Origin of the sequence: Pantoea sp. DY-17, assembly GCF_019795975.1 — a bacterium.
Lineage (GTDB): Bacteria > Pseudomonadota > Gammaproteobacteria > Enterobacterales > Enterobacteriaceae > Pantoea > Pantoea leporis.
Window position 1 is genome coordinate 382,962 of record NZ_JAIMIG010000003.1, and the last position, 17,463, is coordinate 400,424.

The following is a 17,463-nucleotide window of genomic DNA, read 5'->3' on the forward strand; positions in this document are numbered from 1 at the left end:
TCTTACTGTGCGCTGCGCTGGATTGCCTTGCCGCCCGCCGAAACGTCTTCGCCAACACCACGCGTGGTGTTACAAGCGGTCAGAACGGATGAGAGCACCAGCACGGAAAAAATCGCGACAATACTTTTCTTTAACATAGCCATATCCTTTTTGGTTGCAGTAAAAGTACAGCTCTTAAAGCATAGTCTTGATCTGTAAAACTGCGGATTGGACGGATGAAAAAAGAGAAGGGAAACACACAGTGAGAAAAAAGGCGCATCAATGATGCGCCTGATTTGACGATTATTTTACGCGAGAAACGTATTCGCCAGAGCGGGTATCTACTTTTACCACTTCGCCAATCTGCACGAACAATGGCACTTTGATTACTGCGCCAGTCGACAGCGTAGCGGGCTTACCGCCGGTACCTGCGGTATCACCCTTCAGGCCTGGATCGGTTTCAATAACTTCCGCTTCGATGAAGTTCGGTGGCTGAACAGCGATCGCTTTATCGTTCCACAGGGTAACGATACAATCCGCATTGTCCTGCAGCCACTTGGTCACGTCATCCAGCACTTTAGATTCGATCTGATACTGCTCGAAAGATTCCGGGTGCATGAAGTAGTAGAAGTCGCCGTCGTTGTAAGAGTATTGCAGCGTCATATCACGAACGTCTGCGCCTTCGGCAGAGTCAGTAGATTTGAAGGTCTTCTCAACGCGAGAACCGGTCAGCAGACGACGCATTTTAACGCGCGCAAATGCCTGGCCTTTACCCGGCTTAACGAACTCACTGGCTTCGATGGCATATGGCTCGCCTTCGAACATGATTTTAAGACCGGGACGGAAATCGTTGCTAAGATAAGTCGCCATAAAGGCCCTCTGTAAATATTGAACTGGTAAATAGCCAAAAAAATGGCACACATTGTAACCCTAAATCCCCCCGTCAGAGAAGATTGGTTGCAGCAACTAGCTGATGTTGTCACCGAACCTGCTGAATTACTGCAACTTTTATCTCTTGATCAGCATGCTGATCTGGCTGCAGGCGCGGATGCGCGCAAGCTTTTCGCCCTGCGCGTACCGCGCGCCTTCATCGCACGCATGAAAAAAGGCGATGCGACGGACCCGCTGCTGCTGCAAGTGCTCACCAGCCGTCAGGAATTTATCGATGCGCCAGGTTATAGCACCGATCCGCTGGATGAACAAAGCAGCGTGGTGCCGGGTTTACTGCATAAGTATAGAAATCGTGCGCTGCTGCTGGTAAAAGGTGGCTGTGCGGTCAACTGCCGCTACTGTTTCCGCCGCCATTTCCCCTATCAGGATAATCAGGGCAACAAGCGCAACTGGCAGGCAGCGATTGACTACATCGCCACGCATCCGGAACTGGACGAGATCATCTTCTCCGGCGGCGATCCGCTGATGGCGAAAGATCATGAGCTGGCATGGCTGGTGGGCGCGCTGGAGAAAATTCCGCATCTCAAACGCCTGCGTATTCACAGCCGCTTGCCGGTGGTGATCCCGTCGCGTATCACCGAAAGCTTGTGTCAGATTCTGGCGGACACGCGCCTGCAGGTATTGATGGTGAGCCATATCAACCATGCGCAGGAAATTGATGATGAGCTGCGTTACGGCATGCAGATGCTGAAGCGTGTCGGCGTGACGCTGCTCAATCAGAGCGTGTTGCTGCGTGATGTGAATGATGATGCGCAGACGCTAGCGGATCTCAGTAATGCGCTGTTTGATGCTGGCATTCTGCCCTACTACCTGCACGTGCTGGATAAGGTGCAAGGCGCGGCGCACTTCTTTGTGTCAGATGAGGAAGCACGTGGGCTGATGCGCCAGCTGCTGCCGATGGTTTCCGGTTATATGGTGCCGAAACTGGCGCGCGAGATTGGCGGCGAGCCAAGCAAGACGCCGCTGGATTTGCAGCTGCGTCAGGCATAAAAAAAGCCGCATCAGCGGCTTTTTTTACAACTGCAACTTACGGGCACTTATACACCTGACCGGTCATTTTGCTGTCGAGTGGCGCGAAAGCTGACAGCAGATTCTGCGTCGGGCTGGTGGCGCCATAAATCACGTTGCCGCCCATTTCTGCCGCGCGGTTGCGTAGGTCGTTAGCTGCGCCACGCAGTGAACTGCCTTCACCGCCTGAACCGCTCAGCCAGTTGCTCTGAGAGCCGGTAAGCGTTCCCAGCAGCTGACATTGACTTGCGGGTTGTTGGTCGACGAAGGTCACGCGTTCGCCGCCAGCACTCAGTTGATTGGAGCTGCTACAGCCCGCCAGCAGTAAAGTTCCGACTGCCAGACCGAGCAAGAGGTTAATCCGCATTGTAATCCCCATTTATTATCATCAGTGTCGGGCGGCAGCGTAGCAGAAAAGCGCACTTTTTTTCTGAACATTCATTGCCCTAAACCCGTAAAGCCGAAGTATTGCGCCCTTACTTATACCTTGTTCCCCAGCAAAAGAAAAACCCCCGACCGTTTCCGATCGGGGGTTTTCCAGATGACTTAAGCAGTCAGGGGCAATTACATCATGCCGCCCATTCCGCCCATGCCACCCATACCACCAGCGCCGCCTAAATCAGGTGCGTCGCTTTTTGGCAGGTCAGTCACCATCGCTTCGGTGGTGATCATCAGGCCCGCAACCGATGAAGCGTACTGCAGCGCAGAACGGGTCACTTTGGTTGGATCCAGGATACCGAAGTCGATCATGTTGCCGTACTCTTCAGTCTGCGCATTGTAACCGTAGTTACCGTCGCCTGCTTTCACGTTGTTAGCAACAACTGAAGGCTCTTCGCCGGCGTTGGAAACGATCTGACGCAGTGGCGCTTCCATTGCGCGCAGCGCAACTTTGATACCCACGTTCTGATCTTCGTTATCGCCTTTCAGGCCAGATGCGGCGATTTTCGCTGCAACGCGAACCAGCGCCACACCACCACCGGCAACCACGCCTTCTTCAACCGCAGCACGGGTCGCGTGCAGGGCATCTTCAACGCGTGCTTTCTTCTCTTTCATTTCAACTTCAGTTGCTGCGCCCACTTTCAGCACGGCTACGCCGCCTGCCAGTTTCGCTACGCGCTCCTGCAGTTTCTCTTTGTCGTAATCAGAGGTTGCTTCTTCGATCTGCTGACGAATCTGCGTTACGCGGCCAGAGATAGCGCCTTGATCACCCACGCCATCGATGATGGTGGTGGTGTCTTTGTTGATCACAACGCGTTTTGCCTGACCCAGATCTTCCAGGGTGGCTTTCTCCAGCTCCATACCGATCTCTTCAGAGATCACGGTACCGCCGGTCAGGATAGCGATATCCTGCAGCATCGCTTTACGACGGTCGCCGAAGCCAGGTGCTTTAACCGCAGCTACTTTGACGATACCGCGCATGGTGTTCACCACCAGCGTTGCCAGGGCTTCACCTTCCACGTCTTCTGCAATGATCAGCAGTGGCTTACCGGCTTTCGCAACGGCTTCCAGCACGGGCAGCATTTCGCGGATATTGGAGATTTTCTTGTCAGCCAGCAGGATGAACGGGGTTTCCAGCTCAACTGCGCCTGTTTCTGGCTTGTTGATGAAGTACGGAGACAGGTAGCCGCGGTCAAACTGCATACCTTCAACCACATCCAGCTCGTCTTGCAGGCCGGTGCCTTCTTCAACGGTGATAACGCCTTCTTTGCCCACTTTGTCCATCGCGTCGGCAATTAGTTTGCCCACGGTTTCATCGGAGTTAGCAGAGATGGTACCAACCTGTGCAATCGCGCGAGAATCCTGGCAAGGCACAGACAGGGTTTTCAGTTCTTCAACGGCGGCGATAACGGCTTTATCGATACCGCGCTTCAGATCCATCGGGTTCATGCCCGCAGCGACGGCTTTAAGGCCTTCGGTGATGATGGCCTGAGCCAGTACAGTTGCGGTGGTGGTGCCGTCGCCTGCTGCGTCGTTCGCTTTAGAGGCCACTTCTTTCACCATCTGTGCGCCCATGTTTTCGAACTTGTCTTCCAGCTCGATTTCACGCGCAACAGAAACACCATCTTTGGTGATGGTCGGTGCACCAAAAGATTTATCCAGAACCACGTTACGGCCTTTCGGGCCCAGGGTAACTTTTACTGCATCTGCCAGTACGTTTACGCCGCGCAGCATTTTTACGCGTGCGTCATTACCGAATTTTACGTCTTTAGCTGCCATTTCAAATATCCCTTAAATTCGTTTCGTTCAGTGAATTGCGCGTAAATTACGCTTCAACAACTGCCAGGATGTCGCTTTCGGAGATGATCAGAACTTCTTCGTTGTCGATTTTCTCGGTTTTAGCACCGTAGCCTTCGCTGAAAATCACCAGATCACCCACTTTTACGTCCAGTGGCTTAACTTCACCGTTTTCCAGGATGCGGCCTTTGCCAACAGCCAGGATTTCACCGCGGGTAGATTTACCGGCAGCTGAACCGGTCAGCACGATGCCGCCCGCTGATTTAGCTTCGACTTCTTTACGCTTGACGATAACGCGATCGTGCAATGGACGAATTTTCATTTGATAGCTCTCCTTTAGAAAGTCCAATCATTCATTTTTGGGGTTGAGCCGGACAGCAGGGCTTCCAGCCTCGTGCTGGAAGAGATAGGGGCAATAAGTGGGCTTTCAAGGGCAAAAAATATAAATATTTTCGTTTCTGCAACAGACGGCGAAAAAAGCAACAAAAAGGCGGCTTGCGCCGCCTTAATAATCTAATGGTCTTTGTCATGACCTATTTGGTCCTGATCTTTGCGCTCATATTCACCGTCCACGGTGAAACCCGCATCCGGACCGGCGCCCGGACCTCGCCATACGCGCAAGTGCGGCATCAGCTTCAACGTCAGATGCTTCTGCACCGGCGGCAACAGCAGCAGTAAGCCGAGGAAGTCGGTGAAGAAACCGGGCAACAGCAGCAGGAAGCCGGAGATAATCAGCGAAACGCTTTTGGTCATCTCAGCCGCCGGGCTTTCGTTACGCGCCAGCTTCTCCTGCATCAAACGGAAGTTCTTCATGCCCTGATTTTTCACCAGCGACACACCAATACACGAGGTGAAGATCACCAATAGCATGGTGAGCAGCACGCCCAGCGCATGCGCAACCTGAATAAAGATAGAGATCTCAATCCAGGCCAAAACAAAAAAAATCACGAACGGTAACCAGCGCACCGAGTTCTCCTGTGAGTTGGAGCTGCCCCGCAAATGGCCAGGCAGCAGAAAGGGAGGGTCTTTACGACCGTATTGATAGAGATGGGCATTTGCACCGGCATTTTCAACCGATCCTGCCATTTTTTTCCCACTGACTTAAAATTGCGAAGTACATCACATATCGTTATTACCGCTGGGCCTGCAAAAGCCCGTAAAGTGATCTGTGCACAAACAATTCTGTAACATCAGAATATGATCGTGCCCGTCAGTGCGAAGATGGATAATATGTCGGCGCTGACATTCCACGACAATATAATCGCTTCACCTGCACGTTGTTTGCCGCCCGTCCATCCCGACGCCCGGCAGTAACCAGGCAGCAATAACAAGAAGGTAATCATGGCGAACAACATTCGTATCGAAGAAGACCTGTTAGGCATGCGCGAAGTTCCGGCAGACGCTTACTACGGTGTTCATACTCTGCGTGCGATTGAAAACTTCTACATTAGTAACAATAAAATCAGCGACATACCGGAGTTTGTCCGCGGTATGGTGATGGTGAAGAAAGCAGCCGCGCTCGCCAACAAAGAGTTGCAGACCATTCCCCGCAATATCGCCAACACCATTATTCAGGCCTGTGATGAAGTGCTGAATAACGGTAAATGCATGGATCAGTTCCCGGTTGACGTCTATCAGGGCGGCGCGGGCACCTCGGTCAACATGAACACCAATGAAGTGCTGGCCAACATCGGCCTGGAGCTGATGGGCCACCAGAAAGGTGAATATCAGTACCTCAATCCCAACGATCACGTGAACAAGTGTCAGTCCACCAACGATGCTTATCCAACCGGTTTTCGTATCGCGGTGTACGCTTCGATCCTGAAACTGCTCGACGGCATTAATCAACTGAGCGAAGGTTTCCAGCGCAAAGCGGTTGAATTCGAAAGCATTCTGAAAATGGGCCGTACTCAGCTGCAGGATGCGGTGCCGATGACGCTTGGCCAGGAGTTCCACGCGTTTAACGTGCTGCTGAATGAAGAGACTCGCAGCATTCTGCGCACCGCTGAACTGCTGCTGGAAGTGAACCTCGGCGCCACCGCCATCGGCACACGTCTCAATACGCCGGATGGCTATCAGCAGCTGGCGGTACAGCGTCTGGCGGAAGTGAGCAATCTGCCGGTGGTGCCTGCAGAAGATTTGATTGAAGCCACCTCCGACTGCGGCGCGTACGTGATGGTGCACTCGGCGCTGAAACGCCTGGCCGTGAAACTGTCGAAAATCTGTAACGACCTGCGCTTGCTCTCCTCCGGTCCGCGCGCCGGCCTGAATGAGATCAATCTGCCTGAACTGCAGGCCGGTTCATCAATCATGCCCGCCAAAGTCAATCCGGTGGTGCCAGAAGTGGTGAATCAGGTGTGTTTCAAAGTGATCGGCAATGACATCACCGTCACCATGGCGTCAGAAGCGGGTCAGCTGCAGCTCAACGTGATGGAGCCAGTGATTGGCCAGGCGCTGTTTGAATCGATCAGCATCCTGACTAACGCCTGCTTCAACCTGCTGGAAAAATGCGTCAACGGCATCACCGCCAACAAAGCGGTGTGTGAAGCTTACGTGTTCAACTCGATTGGTATCGTCACTTACCTCAACCCGTACATCGGCCACCACAACGGCGATATCGTCGGTAAGATTTGCGCCGAAACCGGTAAGAGCGTACGTGAAGTGGTGCTGGAGCGCGGCCTGCTGACGGAAACCGAACTGGATGACATTTTCTCCATTCAGAACCTGATGCATCCGGCGTACAAAGCCAAACGCTACACCGACGAAAACGAACAGTAATCCGTTCCGGATCAAGTTGCCAACAGCACGCCCATATACAATGCGGCGTGCTTTTTTCATTTTGGCGGCTACAACTTTAAGAGTCGGGATTTCTCCGCGGCTCAGGGAGTGGAACGAATGGTAGTAGTGGAGTTGTTTATTGTCCTGCTGGCAATCTGGCTCGGTGCGCGTCTGGGCGGCATCGGTATTGGTTTCGCGGGCGGTTTAGGTGTGCTGGCGTTGACGCTGATTTGCGGCTTGAAACCTGGCGCGATTCCCTTTGATGTAATCGAAATTATCATGGCGGTGATTGCCGCAATTGCCGCGATGCAGATCGCCGGCGGTCTCGATTATCTGGTGGGATTAGCAGAACGCCTGCTGCGCCGCCATCCACGCTATGTCACCTTCCTTGCGCCGCTGGTCACCTATGTCATGACGCTGCTGGCCGGCACCGGTCACACCGCGTTCTCCACCTTGCCGGTGATTGCCGAAGTGGCGAAAGAGCAAGGCGTGCGCCCGTCGCGTCCGCTGTCGATTGCGGTCGTCGCCTCGCAGATTGCCATTACTGCCTCGCCGCTCTCGGCGGCGGTGGTATTCTTCGCTTCAATCCTTGAACCGCATGGCGTGAGTTATCTGGTGCTGCTGGGTGTGGCGATTCCCTCTACCATGGCAGCGATCTTCTGCGCCGCCATCATCACCAGTTTTCTCGGCAAGGAGCTCAGGGATGATGAGAAATATCAGGCACGTTTAGCGAAAGGTGAAGTGAAACTGCGCGGTGAGCAGGTTTATGACATCAAACCGGGCGCGAAGCGTGCCGTATTGCTGTTCCTGATCGGCATCGCCGCCGTGGTGCTCTACGCCACCGCGATTAGCGACAGCGTTGGCCTGATCAGCAATCCCGTGCTGCCGCGCAACGAAGCCATCGTGGTGTTTATGCTGACCGTTGCCACGCTGATCTGCCTGACCTGTAAAGTCGATACCGGTGAAATCCTCAGCGCCAGCACTTTTAAATCGGGCATGAGCGCCTGTATCTGCGTAATGGGCGTGGCATGGCTGGGCGATACCTTTGTCAAAGCGCACCTCAACGATATTCAGGCGTTAGCCGGCGACATGCTGCAAGGTTATCCGTGGATGCTGGCGCTGGTGCTGTTCTTCGCCTCCACGCTGCTCTATTCGCAAGCCGCCACCACCAAAGCGTTGATGCCTGCCGCGTTGATGCTTGGCGTCTCGCCGCTGGCCGCCGTCGCGTCCTTTGCGGCGGTTTCCGCGCTGTTTGTGCTGCCAACCTATCCTACGCTGCTGGCCGCGGTCGAAATGGATGACACCGGATCAACCCGTATCGGCAAGTTTGTGTTTAACCACTCCTTTATTATTCCGGGCGTGTTAGCGATTGCCTTCTCGGTGGCGTTTGGCTTCCTGTTTGGCAGCCTGATTCTGTAGCGCGGTTACATCCTGAAAACCTCGTGGCGAAGCGGTCGTGTTATTATCGCGGCCTATTCGCCACCGGAGCTCACTCATTCGCTATGGCTGCACGACTCTTTCGCCTTGCCGGCTTTTGCCTGGCGCTGGTTTTCTGCCTTTCGGCACAAGCCTCACTCTTCTCCCCGAACAACAACAGCCGCTTTGTGCCGGTTGATCAGGCGTTTGGCTTCGACTTCACTCAGCAAGACAATCAGCTGACGCTCAGCTGGAAAGTGAAGGATGGCTACTATCTCTATCGCCAGCAAATCCACGTCACGCCACAAAAAGCGCAAATTGCTCCACTCACGCTGCCGCCGGGCCAGCCGCATGAAGATGAGTTCTACGGCAAAAGTGAAATCTATCCGCAGGATCTGCAACTGCCGATCACGCTGCGCCAGGCCGCTGCCGGCGCGACCGTCACCGTGACCTATCAGGGCTGTGCGGCTGCGGGCTTCTGCTATCCGCCGGAAACCCGCGCGGTGCCGCTGAGCGCGGTTGCCGCCAATCAGGCTGCGCCTGCGGTCAGTGCGCAGCCCGCCAATCACAGCACGCCGCTGCCGTTTTCACCGCTTTGGGCGCTGCTGATTGGTATTGGCGTCGCTTTCACGCCGTGTGTGCTGCCGATGTATCCGCTGATCTCCAGCATCATTTTAGGAGGCCCGCGCCGCTATTCGATGGGGCGATTGTTCGCGCTGGCGATGGTGTATGTGCAAGGTATGGCGCTGACGTACACCGTGCTCGGCATGGTTGTGGCAGCGGCCGGATTACGCTTCCAGGCGGCGCTGCAACATCCTTACGTGCTGATTGGCCTGTCGGCGCTGTTTATCGTGCTGGCGCTGTCGATGTTTGGCCTGTTCTCGCTGCAATTACCTGCCAGCCTGCAAACGCGCCTCACGCTGTGGAGTAATCGCCAGCAAGGTGGCTCGCTGCCGGGCGTCTTGATGATGGGTGCATTGGCCGGGTTGATCTGCTCGCCCTGCACCACCGCACCGCTCAGCGCCATTCTGCTGTACATCGCGCAGAGCGGTAATCTGTGGGCCGGAGCCGGCACGCTGTGGTTGTATGCCTTCGGCATGGGCCTGCCGCTGATTGCCGTGACGATGTTTGGCAACAAGCTGCTGCCAAAAAGTGGGCCGTGGATGCAAACCGTCAAAGAAGGTTTTGGCTTTGTGATTCTGGCGCTGCCGGTATTCCTGCTGGAACGCGTGATTGGCGATCTGTGGGGCATCCGTCTGTGGAGCCTGCTTGGCGTGGCATTTTTTGCCTGGGCATTCAGCCTCAGCCTGCGCGCCAGCGGCAAATGGCGCGTGCTGCAAGTCATCATGCTTGCCGCCGCGCTGGTCAGTGCGCGCCCGCTACAGGATTGGGCGTTTGGCAGCAGCAACAGTGCGCAAGCCGTGGCGCATCTGCCGTTCCACACCATCAATAGCAGCGAGCAGCTCGACAGCGCGCTACAGCAGGCGCAAGGCCGCATCACCATGGTTGATCTCTACGCCGACTGGTGTGTGGCCTGCAAAGAGTTCGAAAAATACACCTTCAGCGATGAGGGCGTGCGTAACGCGCTAAGTCAGGTACAACTGCTGCAAGCCAATGTCACCGCCAATAACGCGCAGGACAACGCGCTGTTGCAGCATCTGCAGGTTTTAGGTTTGCCCACCATTCTGTTCTTCGATGCGCAAGGCAAAGAGATCCCCGATTCGCGCGTCACCGGCTTCCTCAACGCCGCCGATTTCCGCGCACATTTGCAGAATGTGTCACGTTAAACGACACTGTCAGCAGGACACTGCCCGTTCGTCCGCGAGCGGGCCCGCATTCCAGAGGAGAGTCACTTGCAACGTGAACAAATACTCGAGCATGCGTTGAATGTGCTCGAACAAAGCGGCCTGGCCGCCACCACTTCCCTAACTCAGCTGGCTGGCGCAACCGGTCTTGAAGCCGAACAACTGACGCGTTTCTGGCCCGATCGTGATGCTTTGCTGTATGACGCGCTGCGCTATCACGGCCAGCAGATTGACAGCTGGCGTCGTCAGGTACAGCTTGATGAACACCTCAGCGCCGAACAAAAGTTGTTAGCCCGCTACGAAGTGCTGAGTGAGCACGTCAGCAAAGGCCGTTTTCCCGGTTGCCTGTTTATCGCCGCCTGCAGCTTCTATCCACAACCCGATCAGCCGGTGCATCAGCTAGCCGAACAGCAAAAGCGCAGTTCCTGGCAATTTACCCATGAAATTCTGGTCGATTTAGCGCTGGATAATCCCACCATGGTGGCCGATCAGATGGAGCTGATTCTGGAAGGCTGCCTGAGCAAACTGCTGGTGAAACGCAACGTGCAGGATGTCGCGACGGCGCGCCGTCTGGCGGAAGATGTGCTCGGCATCGCGCTGTGCCGCAAAAATGGTGCGCTGGCGTAGCCTTTTTATCCATCTTGTCTGAAAAGCAAGCAATCAATCACGATTGCACCGCTTTTTTGACGAAAGCCGTTGACGGCTGTAAGCCATTAGGGTTTAATGCGCCCCGTTGCCCGGATAGCTCAGTCGGTAGAGCAGGGGATTGAAAATCCCCGTGTCCGTGGTTCGATTCCGCGTCCGGGCACCAACATTCTGAAAACCCAGCTTATGGCTGGGTTTTTGCTTTTCTGCGTTCTGAAAAAGATGCCGGTTTCTCACGGACATCTTCCTCCACATCAGATCTGAAATATCCGACCATCTCCGGTGGGAAGTTCAACATTCAGACTTAACTTACCGCCTAACGCCTCTACATACTTTTTCAGGCTGGAAAGTTTTATCTCGTCGCCTCGCGCCTCAATCGCTGCGATAGCAGGTTGCGAGATACCCATCTTTTCAGCCAGCTGAACCTGTGAAAGTTCCAGCTCCTCACGCAACTGACGCAGGCGGATTTCCATGATTTTTTGATCGGCCTTATTTTTAATACGCTCCTGAGATTCAGGGGAACGCTGCGCAATCAGTTCTTCAAGTTTTGGCATGGGTTAATTCCTCCAGATGCTGCTTGTACTCTTTATCGGCCAATTTGATCATCGATTGGTAGAAACGCTTCTGATTCACTCCAGTTTTATCCCCCGCACACAGCACGATAGCCTTCCTCACGGGATCAAACGCGAAAAATGCACGAATCGGCCTTCCATTGCTTTGAACGCGAAGTTCCTTCATGTTGGCAAAACGAGAGCCGATGACGGTATCGACATCCGGTCGCCCCAACATTGGGCCAAACACCTTCAGCAGTTCGAGACTCGACAGCACATCTTCAACCATTTCATCATCTTGTTCTTGCAGCCATGCTGCGAAGAGCAAAGTAATTTCGACTTCCCAACTGTTCAAAATTGCCTCTCATAAACTGTAGTTTATATCTATGCCATATAAACTGGAAGTTATATTTTGAGAGATGATTTGCATCATGATTTCTACTTGCCGCTGCACTTAACGTTTAGATTTGAGAGTTGCCTCTGATAAATAATTAAATACTCAGCTAATACTTTTAATCTATCTCCCCATAATAAAATCCAATAAAATTAATTATCAGTGAGTTAAATTCATCCGAAATAGTAATTCGTGATCCTGTCTCGGTTAGCCGTAACATCCTCTGCGTAACATCTGCGTAATCGCGTAAGCTTAATCACGTTCCAGTAATCATCCGATGATTCAGCTTGTTAGCTGAACACCCTATTCAATGAAGTAATGGCTCATCAAAACGAAAAATAAAGCGTCTCACTTTCATCTTTAATTATTTATTCAGAAACACGATTCGATTAATTAAATCACTCCCTACAGGAAAATAACCATGAGCGCAGGAAACCGAATCTATTTACGTCGTCCCGCCGATGCCGAACCGCTGCTGGAAGCCTTTCGCCGGTTACCGGCTGCGGTGGTGGCGGATTGCATGAGCCGTTTACCCGCGTTGTCGGCCGAGATCAGCCTGAAAACTGCGCCGCGTCAACCGATCATGTGTGGCCTGGCGGTAACGGTTAAAGCGCGTTCCGGCGACAACCTGATGCTGCACAAAGCGCTGGATATGGCGGGCCGAAACGATGTGATTATTCTGTCGAATGAGGGCGATCGCAGCCAGTCGCTGATGGGCGAAGTGATGGCGACCTATGCCAGACAGCGGGGTATGGAAGGCATTGTGCTGGACGGACCGGTCCGGGATATCGAAGGGTTGTCACGCATGGACTTTCCCATCTACGCCGCCGGTCACACGCCGGGCGGCCCGTTCAAGGATGGTCCGGGCGAGATCAACGTGCCGATTGCCTGCGGTAAAATTCACGTCTCACCGGGCGATATCGTGCTGGGCGATGCGGATGGTGTGATTGTGATTCCTCGCCAGGATGCCGCACGTATTCTCGAAGCGGCCCAGGCGTATTTAATCGTTGATGAACACAACTTCGAGCTGGCGAAAACCGGCTCACTCGAACGCAGCTGGCTGGATGAGACGCTGCGCACCAAGCAGGTTGAAATCATTGATGATGTGTTCCGCTAATCTTTCGCCGTTGTAGGGTGCGCATTTATGCGCACCAGGTCGCCATAAATGGCGCCCCTACGGCGTACTACTCACCATCGCCAGTTTGCGCTGGCGATTTTCACGCCACACCGCGAAAATCCCGGCCAGCGCAACAATTGATGCGCCCAGTAAGGTGCTGCTGCCCGGCAGGCTGTTCAGGAACAGATAACCAATCAGCATCGACCACACCAGCGTGGTGTAATCGAACGGTGCCAGCAGTGACGCATCGGCGTAACGCAGGCTAAGCGTCACCAGAATCTGTGCCAGACCGCCAAACAGGCCGCATCCCACCAGCAATAACAGCTGCATCGCGCTGGGTTTCGTCCAGCCAAACAGCGCCGTCGCCAGGCCGATTACGGTAGTCATCAGCGAGAAATAGAACACGATCGCGCCCGGTTTTTCGATGCCGTTGAGGAAGCGAATTTGCACGTTAGAGGTCGCGGAGCACAGCGCCGCCAGCAACGCACATGCCACACCAATACTCGTCGTCGCGTTGCTGGCCCCATGGGAAAACAGCGCGCCGCTGGTGCTCAGGCTGGAAGAGAGCATGATCAAAATGCCGGATAATCCCACCACCACGGCGACCCAACGCGAAACCCGCACCCGCTCTTTCAACAATATCGCCGCCAGGATTACGGTAAACAGCGGCGCCGCATAGCTCAGCGCGGTGGCATCGGCCAGCGAAATATAGACCAGCGCCAGATAGTTAAAATACATGCCGCCGGTGCCGGAGAAGCCGCGAATAAAGTGACCAAACAGGTTACGCGTCTTGAGATTGTCCAGCACGTTGCCCTGCATTTTCAGCCAAATCAGCAGCGGCAACAGCGCGATAAAACTGCGGAAAAAAATCACTTCGCCGGTGGGAAGGGTGCCGTTCAGCCCCTTCACACACGCCAGCATCAAGGTGGCGCACAGCGCGGCCAGTATCTTCAGTAACACGCCTAATCGGGCATTCATGCTTTTTCACTTCTCTCTACCACATGCAATCGGCGGGACTGCCGAGAGGACATGCGATCAAGCCTGGCGAGAAAAGTGTGCGCTGGATAACACTTTTTTGCTCTGCCCGAATAGAAAGAACTTATGCGCCGCTTAGCCATATTTTTTTGCTATTGCACGACAGGGTTTCCCTCTTTTTCGCCTGAAAACAAAGCCGATATAGTCCAGAAAAGCGAGAACGCAGGCGCTCCGTCCCGGTGACGCCGTGGTATTCATCATTGAGGAAGTTCACATGACCATGAAAAGACCTACCACCATCGGGCTGGCACTGCTGCCGCTGCTGGCTATTTCGGCTGCGCATGCCGACATGATGGCCAACATCAAATCCAGCGGCGAGCTAAAGTGCGCGGTCTATTCGGACGTGCCGCCCTTCTCTTCTCCGGATCCGAAAACACGTCAGCTGGCGGGCATGGATATCGATCTATGTAACGCGCTGGCGAAGCAGATGAACGTCAAACTGACGCTGGTGCCCACTTCGGTGGAAGCGCGTATTGCGGTGATTGCTACCGGCCGCGCCGACGTGCTGATCGCCAATCTGGCCTACACCAAAACCCGCGGCAACCAGATTCAATTCAGCGATCCCTATTACGTCGCCAAGGAGATGCTGCTGGTAAAAGCACCGCTGGCCGACAAGCCGCTGAGCTATTTCAAGGGGAAACGCATCAGCGCCACCAAAGGCACCACTTCTGAGCAATCAATCCATATCAAAGGCGGCAAAGCGGTGACCTTCCAGGATTCAGCCTCCGCGTTCCTCGCGCTGGAGCAGAACAAATCGGTGGGCTTCGTCACCAACACCATGACCGGCATCAAAACCATTTCGCAGGCAAAAAAAGACGGCATCAATCTGGCGATGATCAAAGAACCGATGGCGCTGGAGCCGATTGGTGTCGGCATGAAGCGTGATGAACCGGCGTTGCTGGCCAGCGTCAACAGCAGCCTGAAGGCGATGGACGATGACGGCACCATCGACAAAATCTGGGATACGTGGATTGGGCCCAACACCGAATACAAAATGGTGCGCGAAGAGCGCGTACAGCCGCTCTCCAGTCTGAAATTTGAACCGCTGGAATAACCATGCCCGTGACGTCGCACTCTGCTCTCCAGCCTGCCAGCGTTCCCGCGCTGGCTTGCTCCTCTGCTATCAAGCTCTCCACCATCGGCGCACGCGCGTGGCTGGTGGAAGCGCCAGGCGGTTTCGATCTCCCGGCGCAGCGCCGCATCTGGTCGCTGGCGCGCCTGCTGCATGCCGATGAAGCGATTGAAGCGCTGATCCCCGGCGTCACCAATCTGCTGGTACTGTTCCGCCATATTCCAGCTGATGAAATCGCCGTGCGTATGCAGCTGCATGCCGCATGGGATCAGGCGCAGGCGATCAGTCCGCAGGGCAAACTGATTGAAATTCCGGTGCATTACGGCGGTGAACACGCCACCGATCTCGAGGCGGTGTGCCGCCATACCGGCTTGAGCTCACGCGAAGTGGTGCGCCTGCATCATCAAAGTGAATACACGGTGTTTGCGCTGGGCAGCGCGCCGGGCTTCGGCTATCTGCACGGCTTGGATCCGCTGCTGGCGACACCGCGCAAGAAAGTGCCGTCGCTCAGCATGTTGAAAGGCACCGTCACCATCGGTGGCGCGCAGGCGGGCGTTTCGGCGCTGACCGGCCCGAACGGCTGGAACGCGATTGGTTTTGCCGAGCTGGTGGTGTTTGACCCGCTGGCCGCATCGCCCGCGCTGATGGCACCGGGCGATCGCATCCGTTTTCTGCCGCAGAGGATTGAGCTGTGATTGAGATCGAACAGAGCGGTGCGCTCAACACGGTGCAGGATTTAGGTCGCTTCAACTATCGCCACATCGGCGTGTCGGTGAGCGGCGCGATGGATCCGCTGGCGCTGCGTGCCGGTAATTTACTCCTCGGCAACGACGAAAATGCGGCGGCAATTGAAGTGCAGCTGTTCCCGTTCCGCGTGCGATTTATGCAAAACAGCAGCATCGCGGTGACCGGCGCGGATTGCCGCGCCACGCTGGATGGCACGCCGCTGCCGCCGTGGTGGGGCCGCAGCGTGCGGGCCGGGCAAGTGCTGGAGCTGCGTTATCCGCGCAGCGGCGCGCGTGGCTATCTGTGTGTTGCTGGCGGCATCGATGTGCCGCTGGTGCTTGGCTCGCGCAGTACCGCGCTGCGCGGTGGCTTCGGCGGCGTTGAAGGACGTCCGTTGCAGCGTGGCGATCGGCTGGCACTCGGCGAAAATCGCGGCCCAGCACTTCCGCACAGCGGTATCGGCATTGAACCGCCAGACAGCGCATTACACGCCAGTTTTCCCCGCAACAGCGCCGGAGACATTCAGCTACGCGCCATTCCCTCCGGCGAATACCCGCTGTTTGCCGCCGATGCCGCGCGCTTCTGGCAGCAATCCTGGCTGGTATCAAATCAAAGCAATCGCACCGGCTATCGGCTGTCAGGCGATCCGATCTTCCCGTCAGAAACCGTTGAGATGCGATCGTACGGGCTGATCCCCGGCATTGTGCAGGTGCCGCCGGGGGGGGAACCGATCATCCAGCTAAGCGATGCCAATACCGCCGGCGGTTATCCGAAGATCGCTGGTGTGATCGAGCAGGATCTGTGGCGGCTTGGGCAAGTGCTGCCGGGCCAGTCGATCCAGCTGATCCACAGCGATGTGCGTGAAGCGATCGCCATCGAACAGGAAGTGGCGCGCTGGCTGAGCCGTTTGCGCTTCAGCTGCCAGCCACTGCGTAAAGCGCTTACCGTTTAATCCGCACAAGGAAACCAGACATGAAGATTGATGTGAATTCCGATATGGGCGAAGGCTTCGGCGTTTACCAGTTGTGCGATGACGCCGCGCTAATGAAAGTGGTGTCATCCGCCAATATCGCCTGCGGTTTCCACGCTGGCGATCCGGCGATCATGACCAACATGGTGCGGCTGGCGAAGGCACATGGCGTGGGCATTGGCGCGCATCCCGGCTTGCCGGATCGCCAGGGTTTTGGCCGCCGTGAACTGCCGTTTAGCGCCGAAGAGATTTGTCAGCAGGTGGCCTATCAGCTCGGCGCGCTGACGGCGATTGCCCGCGCGGAAGGCACCCACGTTTCCCACTTCAGTTTCCACGCCGCGATGGGCAACATCGTCAACCGCGATGCCACCCTGGCGCAACAGGTGATGGAGTTAGTGGCGCGCATTAATAACGATCTGATCATCTTCGCCCAGCCCGATACGATCATTGAAGTCGCGGCGCAGGCGGCTGGCCTGAAAACGCTGACGCTGTTTCTGGCTGACCGCGCCTATGACGCGCGAGGCCGTCTGGTGCCGCGCGGCATTGCCGGTGCGGTGATCAACGAGGAAAGCGCGCTGCGCGCCCGCGTGCGCCAGTTTTTGCAGCACGGCACGGTGACGACGATTGAGGGTGAAGAGATTGCGGTGCGTGCGCGCTCGATTCTGGTTCACAGCGACACGCCAGGCTCCCTGGCGCTCGCCACCATTGTGCGCAGCGAAATCGAAGCCAGCGGCCATCAGGTAGCCCCGGCGGCGGAGGTGGTCATTGATTAGCGGCCTGC

At 55.5% G+C, this 17,463-nt stretch carries 19 protein-coding genes and 1 tRNA gene; 11 read left to right on the forward strand and 9 right to left on the reverse strand.

Going from position 1 to position 17,463, the window contains the following annotated elements; genetic code table 11:
• Positions 1-2: 2 nt before the first annotated feature.
• Positions 3-137: an entericidin A/B family lipoprotein gene (locus tag K5Y33_RS15960; protein WP_007886592.1), complete on the reverse strand. Its 135-nt coding sequence runs from the start codon at positions 135-137 to the stop codon at positions 3-5.
• A 145-nt stretch (positions 138-282) separates the two neighbouring features.
• Complete coding sequence (gene efp, locus K5Y33_RS15965; protein WP_034826669.1) at positions 283-849, reverse strand: elongation factor P; 567 nt, start codon at positions 847-849, stop codon at positions 283-285.
• 42 nt (positions 850-891) lie between these two features.
• Here efp and epmB point away from each other — a divergent pair, with 42 nt between their 5' ends.
• On the forward strand, positions 892-1,920 hold the full coding sequence (epmB, locus tag K5Y33_RS15970; protein ID WP_222234497.1) for an EF-P beta-lysylation protein EpmB: 1,029 nt from the start codon (positions 892-894) through the stop codon (positions 1,918-1,920).
• Between the two features lie 37 nt (positions 1,921-1,957).
• Here epmB and K5Y33_RS15975 read toward each other — a convergent pair whose 3' ends face one another.
• From K5Y33_RS15975 to K5Y33_RS15990, 4 genes are all read right to left on the reverse strand, one after another.
• Entirely contained in the window at positions 1,958-2,305 is a 348-nt protein-coding gene (locus K5Y33_RS15975; protein WP_008104416.1) for a DUF4156 domain-containing protein, read from the reverse strand.
• A gap of 197 nt (positions 2,306-2,502) precedes the next feature.
• Positions 2,503-4,155 carry a chaperonin GroEL gene (gene groL / locus K5Y33_RS15980; RefSeq protein WP_101762297.1) on the reverse strand — a complete coding sequence of 551 codons (1,653 nt, stop codon included), beginning with the start codon at positions 4,153-4,155 and terminating at the stop codon, positions 2,503-2,505.
• 46 nt (positions 4,156-4,201) lie between these two features.
• Positions 4,202-4,495: a co-chaperone GroES gene (locus K5Y33_RS15985; RefSeq protein WP_101762298.1), complete on the reverse strand. Its 294-nt coding sequence runs from the start codon at positions 4,493-4,495 to the stop codon at positions 4,202-4,204.
• A 191-nt stretch (positions 4,496-4,686) separates the two neighbouring features.
• Positions 4,687-5,139, reverse strand: a complete 453-nt coding sequence (locus tag K5Y33_RS15990) for an FxsA family protein (protein WP_192236087.1) — start codon at positions 5,137-5,139, stop codon at positions 4,687-4,689.
• A gap of 375 nt (positions 5,140-5,514) precedes the next feature.
• Here K5Y33_RS15990 and aspA point away from each other — a divergent pair, with 375 nt between their 5' ends.
• The 5 genes from aspA (at position 5,515) to K5Y33_RS16015 (ending at position 10,983) form a co-directional block, all read left to right on the forward strand.
• Positions 5,515-6,951 carry an aspartate ammonia-lyase gene (gene aspA / locus K5Y33_RS15995; RefSeq protein WP_101762300.1) on the forward strand — a complete coding sequence of 479 codons (1,437 nt, stop codon included), beginning with the start codon at positions 5,515-5,517 and terminating at the stop codon, positions 6,949-6,951.
• A gap of 117 nt (positions 6,952-7,068) precedes the next feature.
• Positions 7,069-8,370 carry an anaerobic C4-dicarboxylate transporter gene (locus K5Y33_RS16000; protein WP_222234499.1) on the forward strand — a complete coding sequence of 434 codons (1,302 nt, stop codon included), beginning with the start codon at positions 7,069-7,071 and terminating at the stop codon, positions 8,368-8,370.
• A gap of 83 nt (positions 8,371-8,453) precedes the next feature.
• Positions 8,454-10,154, forward strand: coding sequence for a protein-disulfide reductase DsbD (locus K5Y33_RS16005; protein WP_222234500.1), 1,701 nt, complete (start codon positions 8,454-8,456; stop codon positions 10,152-10,154).
• A 66-nt stretch (positions 10,155-10,220) separates the two neighbouring features.
• The gene (locus K5Y33_RS16010; protein WP_222234501.1) at positions 10,221-10,799 is read left to right on the forward strand and encodes a transcriptional regulator; all 579 of its coding nucleotides are present in this window, start codon (positions 10,221-10,223) and stop codon (positions 10,797-10,799) included.
• A 108-nt stretch (positions 10,800-10,907) separates the two neighbouring features.
• Positions 10,908-10,983 (forward strand) — tRNA-Phe (locus tag K5Y33_RS16015).
• A gap of 88 nt (positions 10,984-11,071) precedes the next feature.
• Here K5Y33_RS16015 and K5Y33_RS16020 read toward each other — a convergent pair.
• Positions 11,072-11,371, reverse strand: coding sequence for a helix-turn-helix domain-containing protein (locus K5Y33_RS16020; protein WP_008109607.1), 300 nt, complete (start codon positions 11,369-11,371; stop codon positions 11,072-11,074).
• Positions 11,358-11,723, reverse strand: a complete 366-nt coding sequence (locus tag K5Y33_RS16025; protein WP_222234502.1) for a type II toxin-antitoxin system RelE/ParE family toxin — start codon at positions 11,721-11,723, stop codon at positions 11,358-11,360. Before K5Y33_RS16025 ends, K5Y33_RS16020 begins: the two co-directional genes overlap by 14 nt.
• A 460-nt stretch (positions 11,724-12,183) precedes the next feature.
• Between K5Y33_RS16025 and K5Y33_RS16030 the strand changes: the two genes are divergently transcribed.
• Positions 12,184-12,879 carry an RraA family protein gene (locus tag K5Y33_RS16030; RefSeq protein ID WP_101762304.1) on the forward strand — a complete coding sequence of 232 codons (696 nt, stop codon included), beginning with the start codon at positions 12,184-12,186 and terminating at the stop codon, positions 12,877-12,879.
• 57 nt (positions 12,880-12,936) lie between these two features.
• Here the strand turns inward: K5Y33_RS16030 and K5Y33_RS16035 are convergent, their stop codons facing one another.
• On the reverse strand, positions 12,937-13,857 hold the full coding sequence (locus K5Y33_RS16035; protein ID WP_222234503.1) for a DMT family transporter: 921 nt from the start codon (positions 13,855-13,857) through the stop codon (positions 12,937-12,939).
• Between the two features lie 271 nt (positions 13,858-14,128).
• On the opposite strand from K5Y33_RS16035, the gene K5Y33_RS16040 reads away from it, so the two are divergent.
• From K5Y33_RS16040 to K5Y33_RS16055, 4 genes are read left to right on the forward strand one after another with little or no spacing between them, the layout of a single operon-like run.
• The gene (locus tag K5Y33_RS16040; protein WP_110868094.1) at positions 14,129-14,968 is read left to right on the forward strand and encodes a transporter substrate-binding domain-containing protein; all 840 of its coding nucleotides are present in this window, start codon (positions 14,129-14,131) and stop codon (positions 14,966-14,968) included.
• A 2-nt stretch (positions 14,969-14,970) separates the two neighbouring features.
• Positions 14,971-15,681: a 5-oxoprolinase subunit PxpB gene (pxpB, locus tag K5Y33_RS16045; protein WP_222234504.1), complete on the forward strand. Its 711-nt coding sequence runs from the start codon at positions 14,971-14,973 to the stop codon at positions 15,679-15,681.
• Positions 15,678-16,664 (forward strand): biotin-dependent carboxyltransferase family protein, encoded by a 987-nt coding sequence (locus K5Y33_RS16050; protein ID WP_222234505.1) that lies wholly within the window; start codon positions 15,678-15,680, stop codon positions 16,662-16,664. The genes pxpB and K5Y33_RS16050 overlap by 4 nt, the downstream gene beginning before the upstream one ends.
• 20 nt (positions 16,665-16,684) lie before the next feature.
• Positions 16,685-17,455, forward strand: coding sequence for a 5-oxoprolinase subunit PxpA (locus tag K5Y33_RS16055; protein WP_217549976.1), 771 nt, complete (start codon positions 16,685-16,687; stop codon positions 17,453-17,455).
• Positions 17,456-17,463 lie beyond the last annotated feature (8 nt).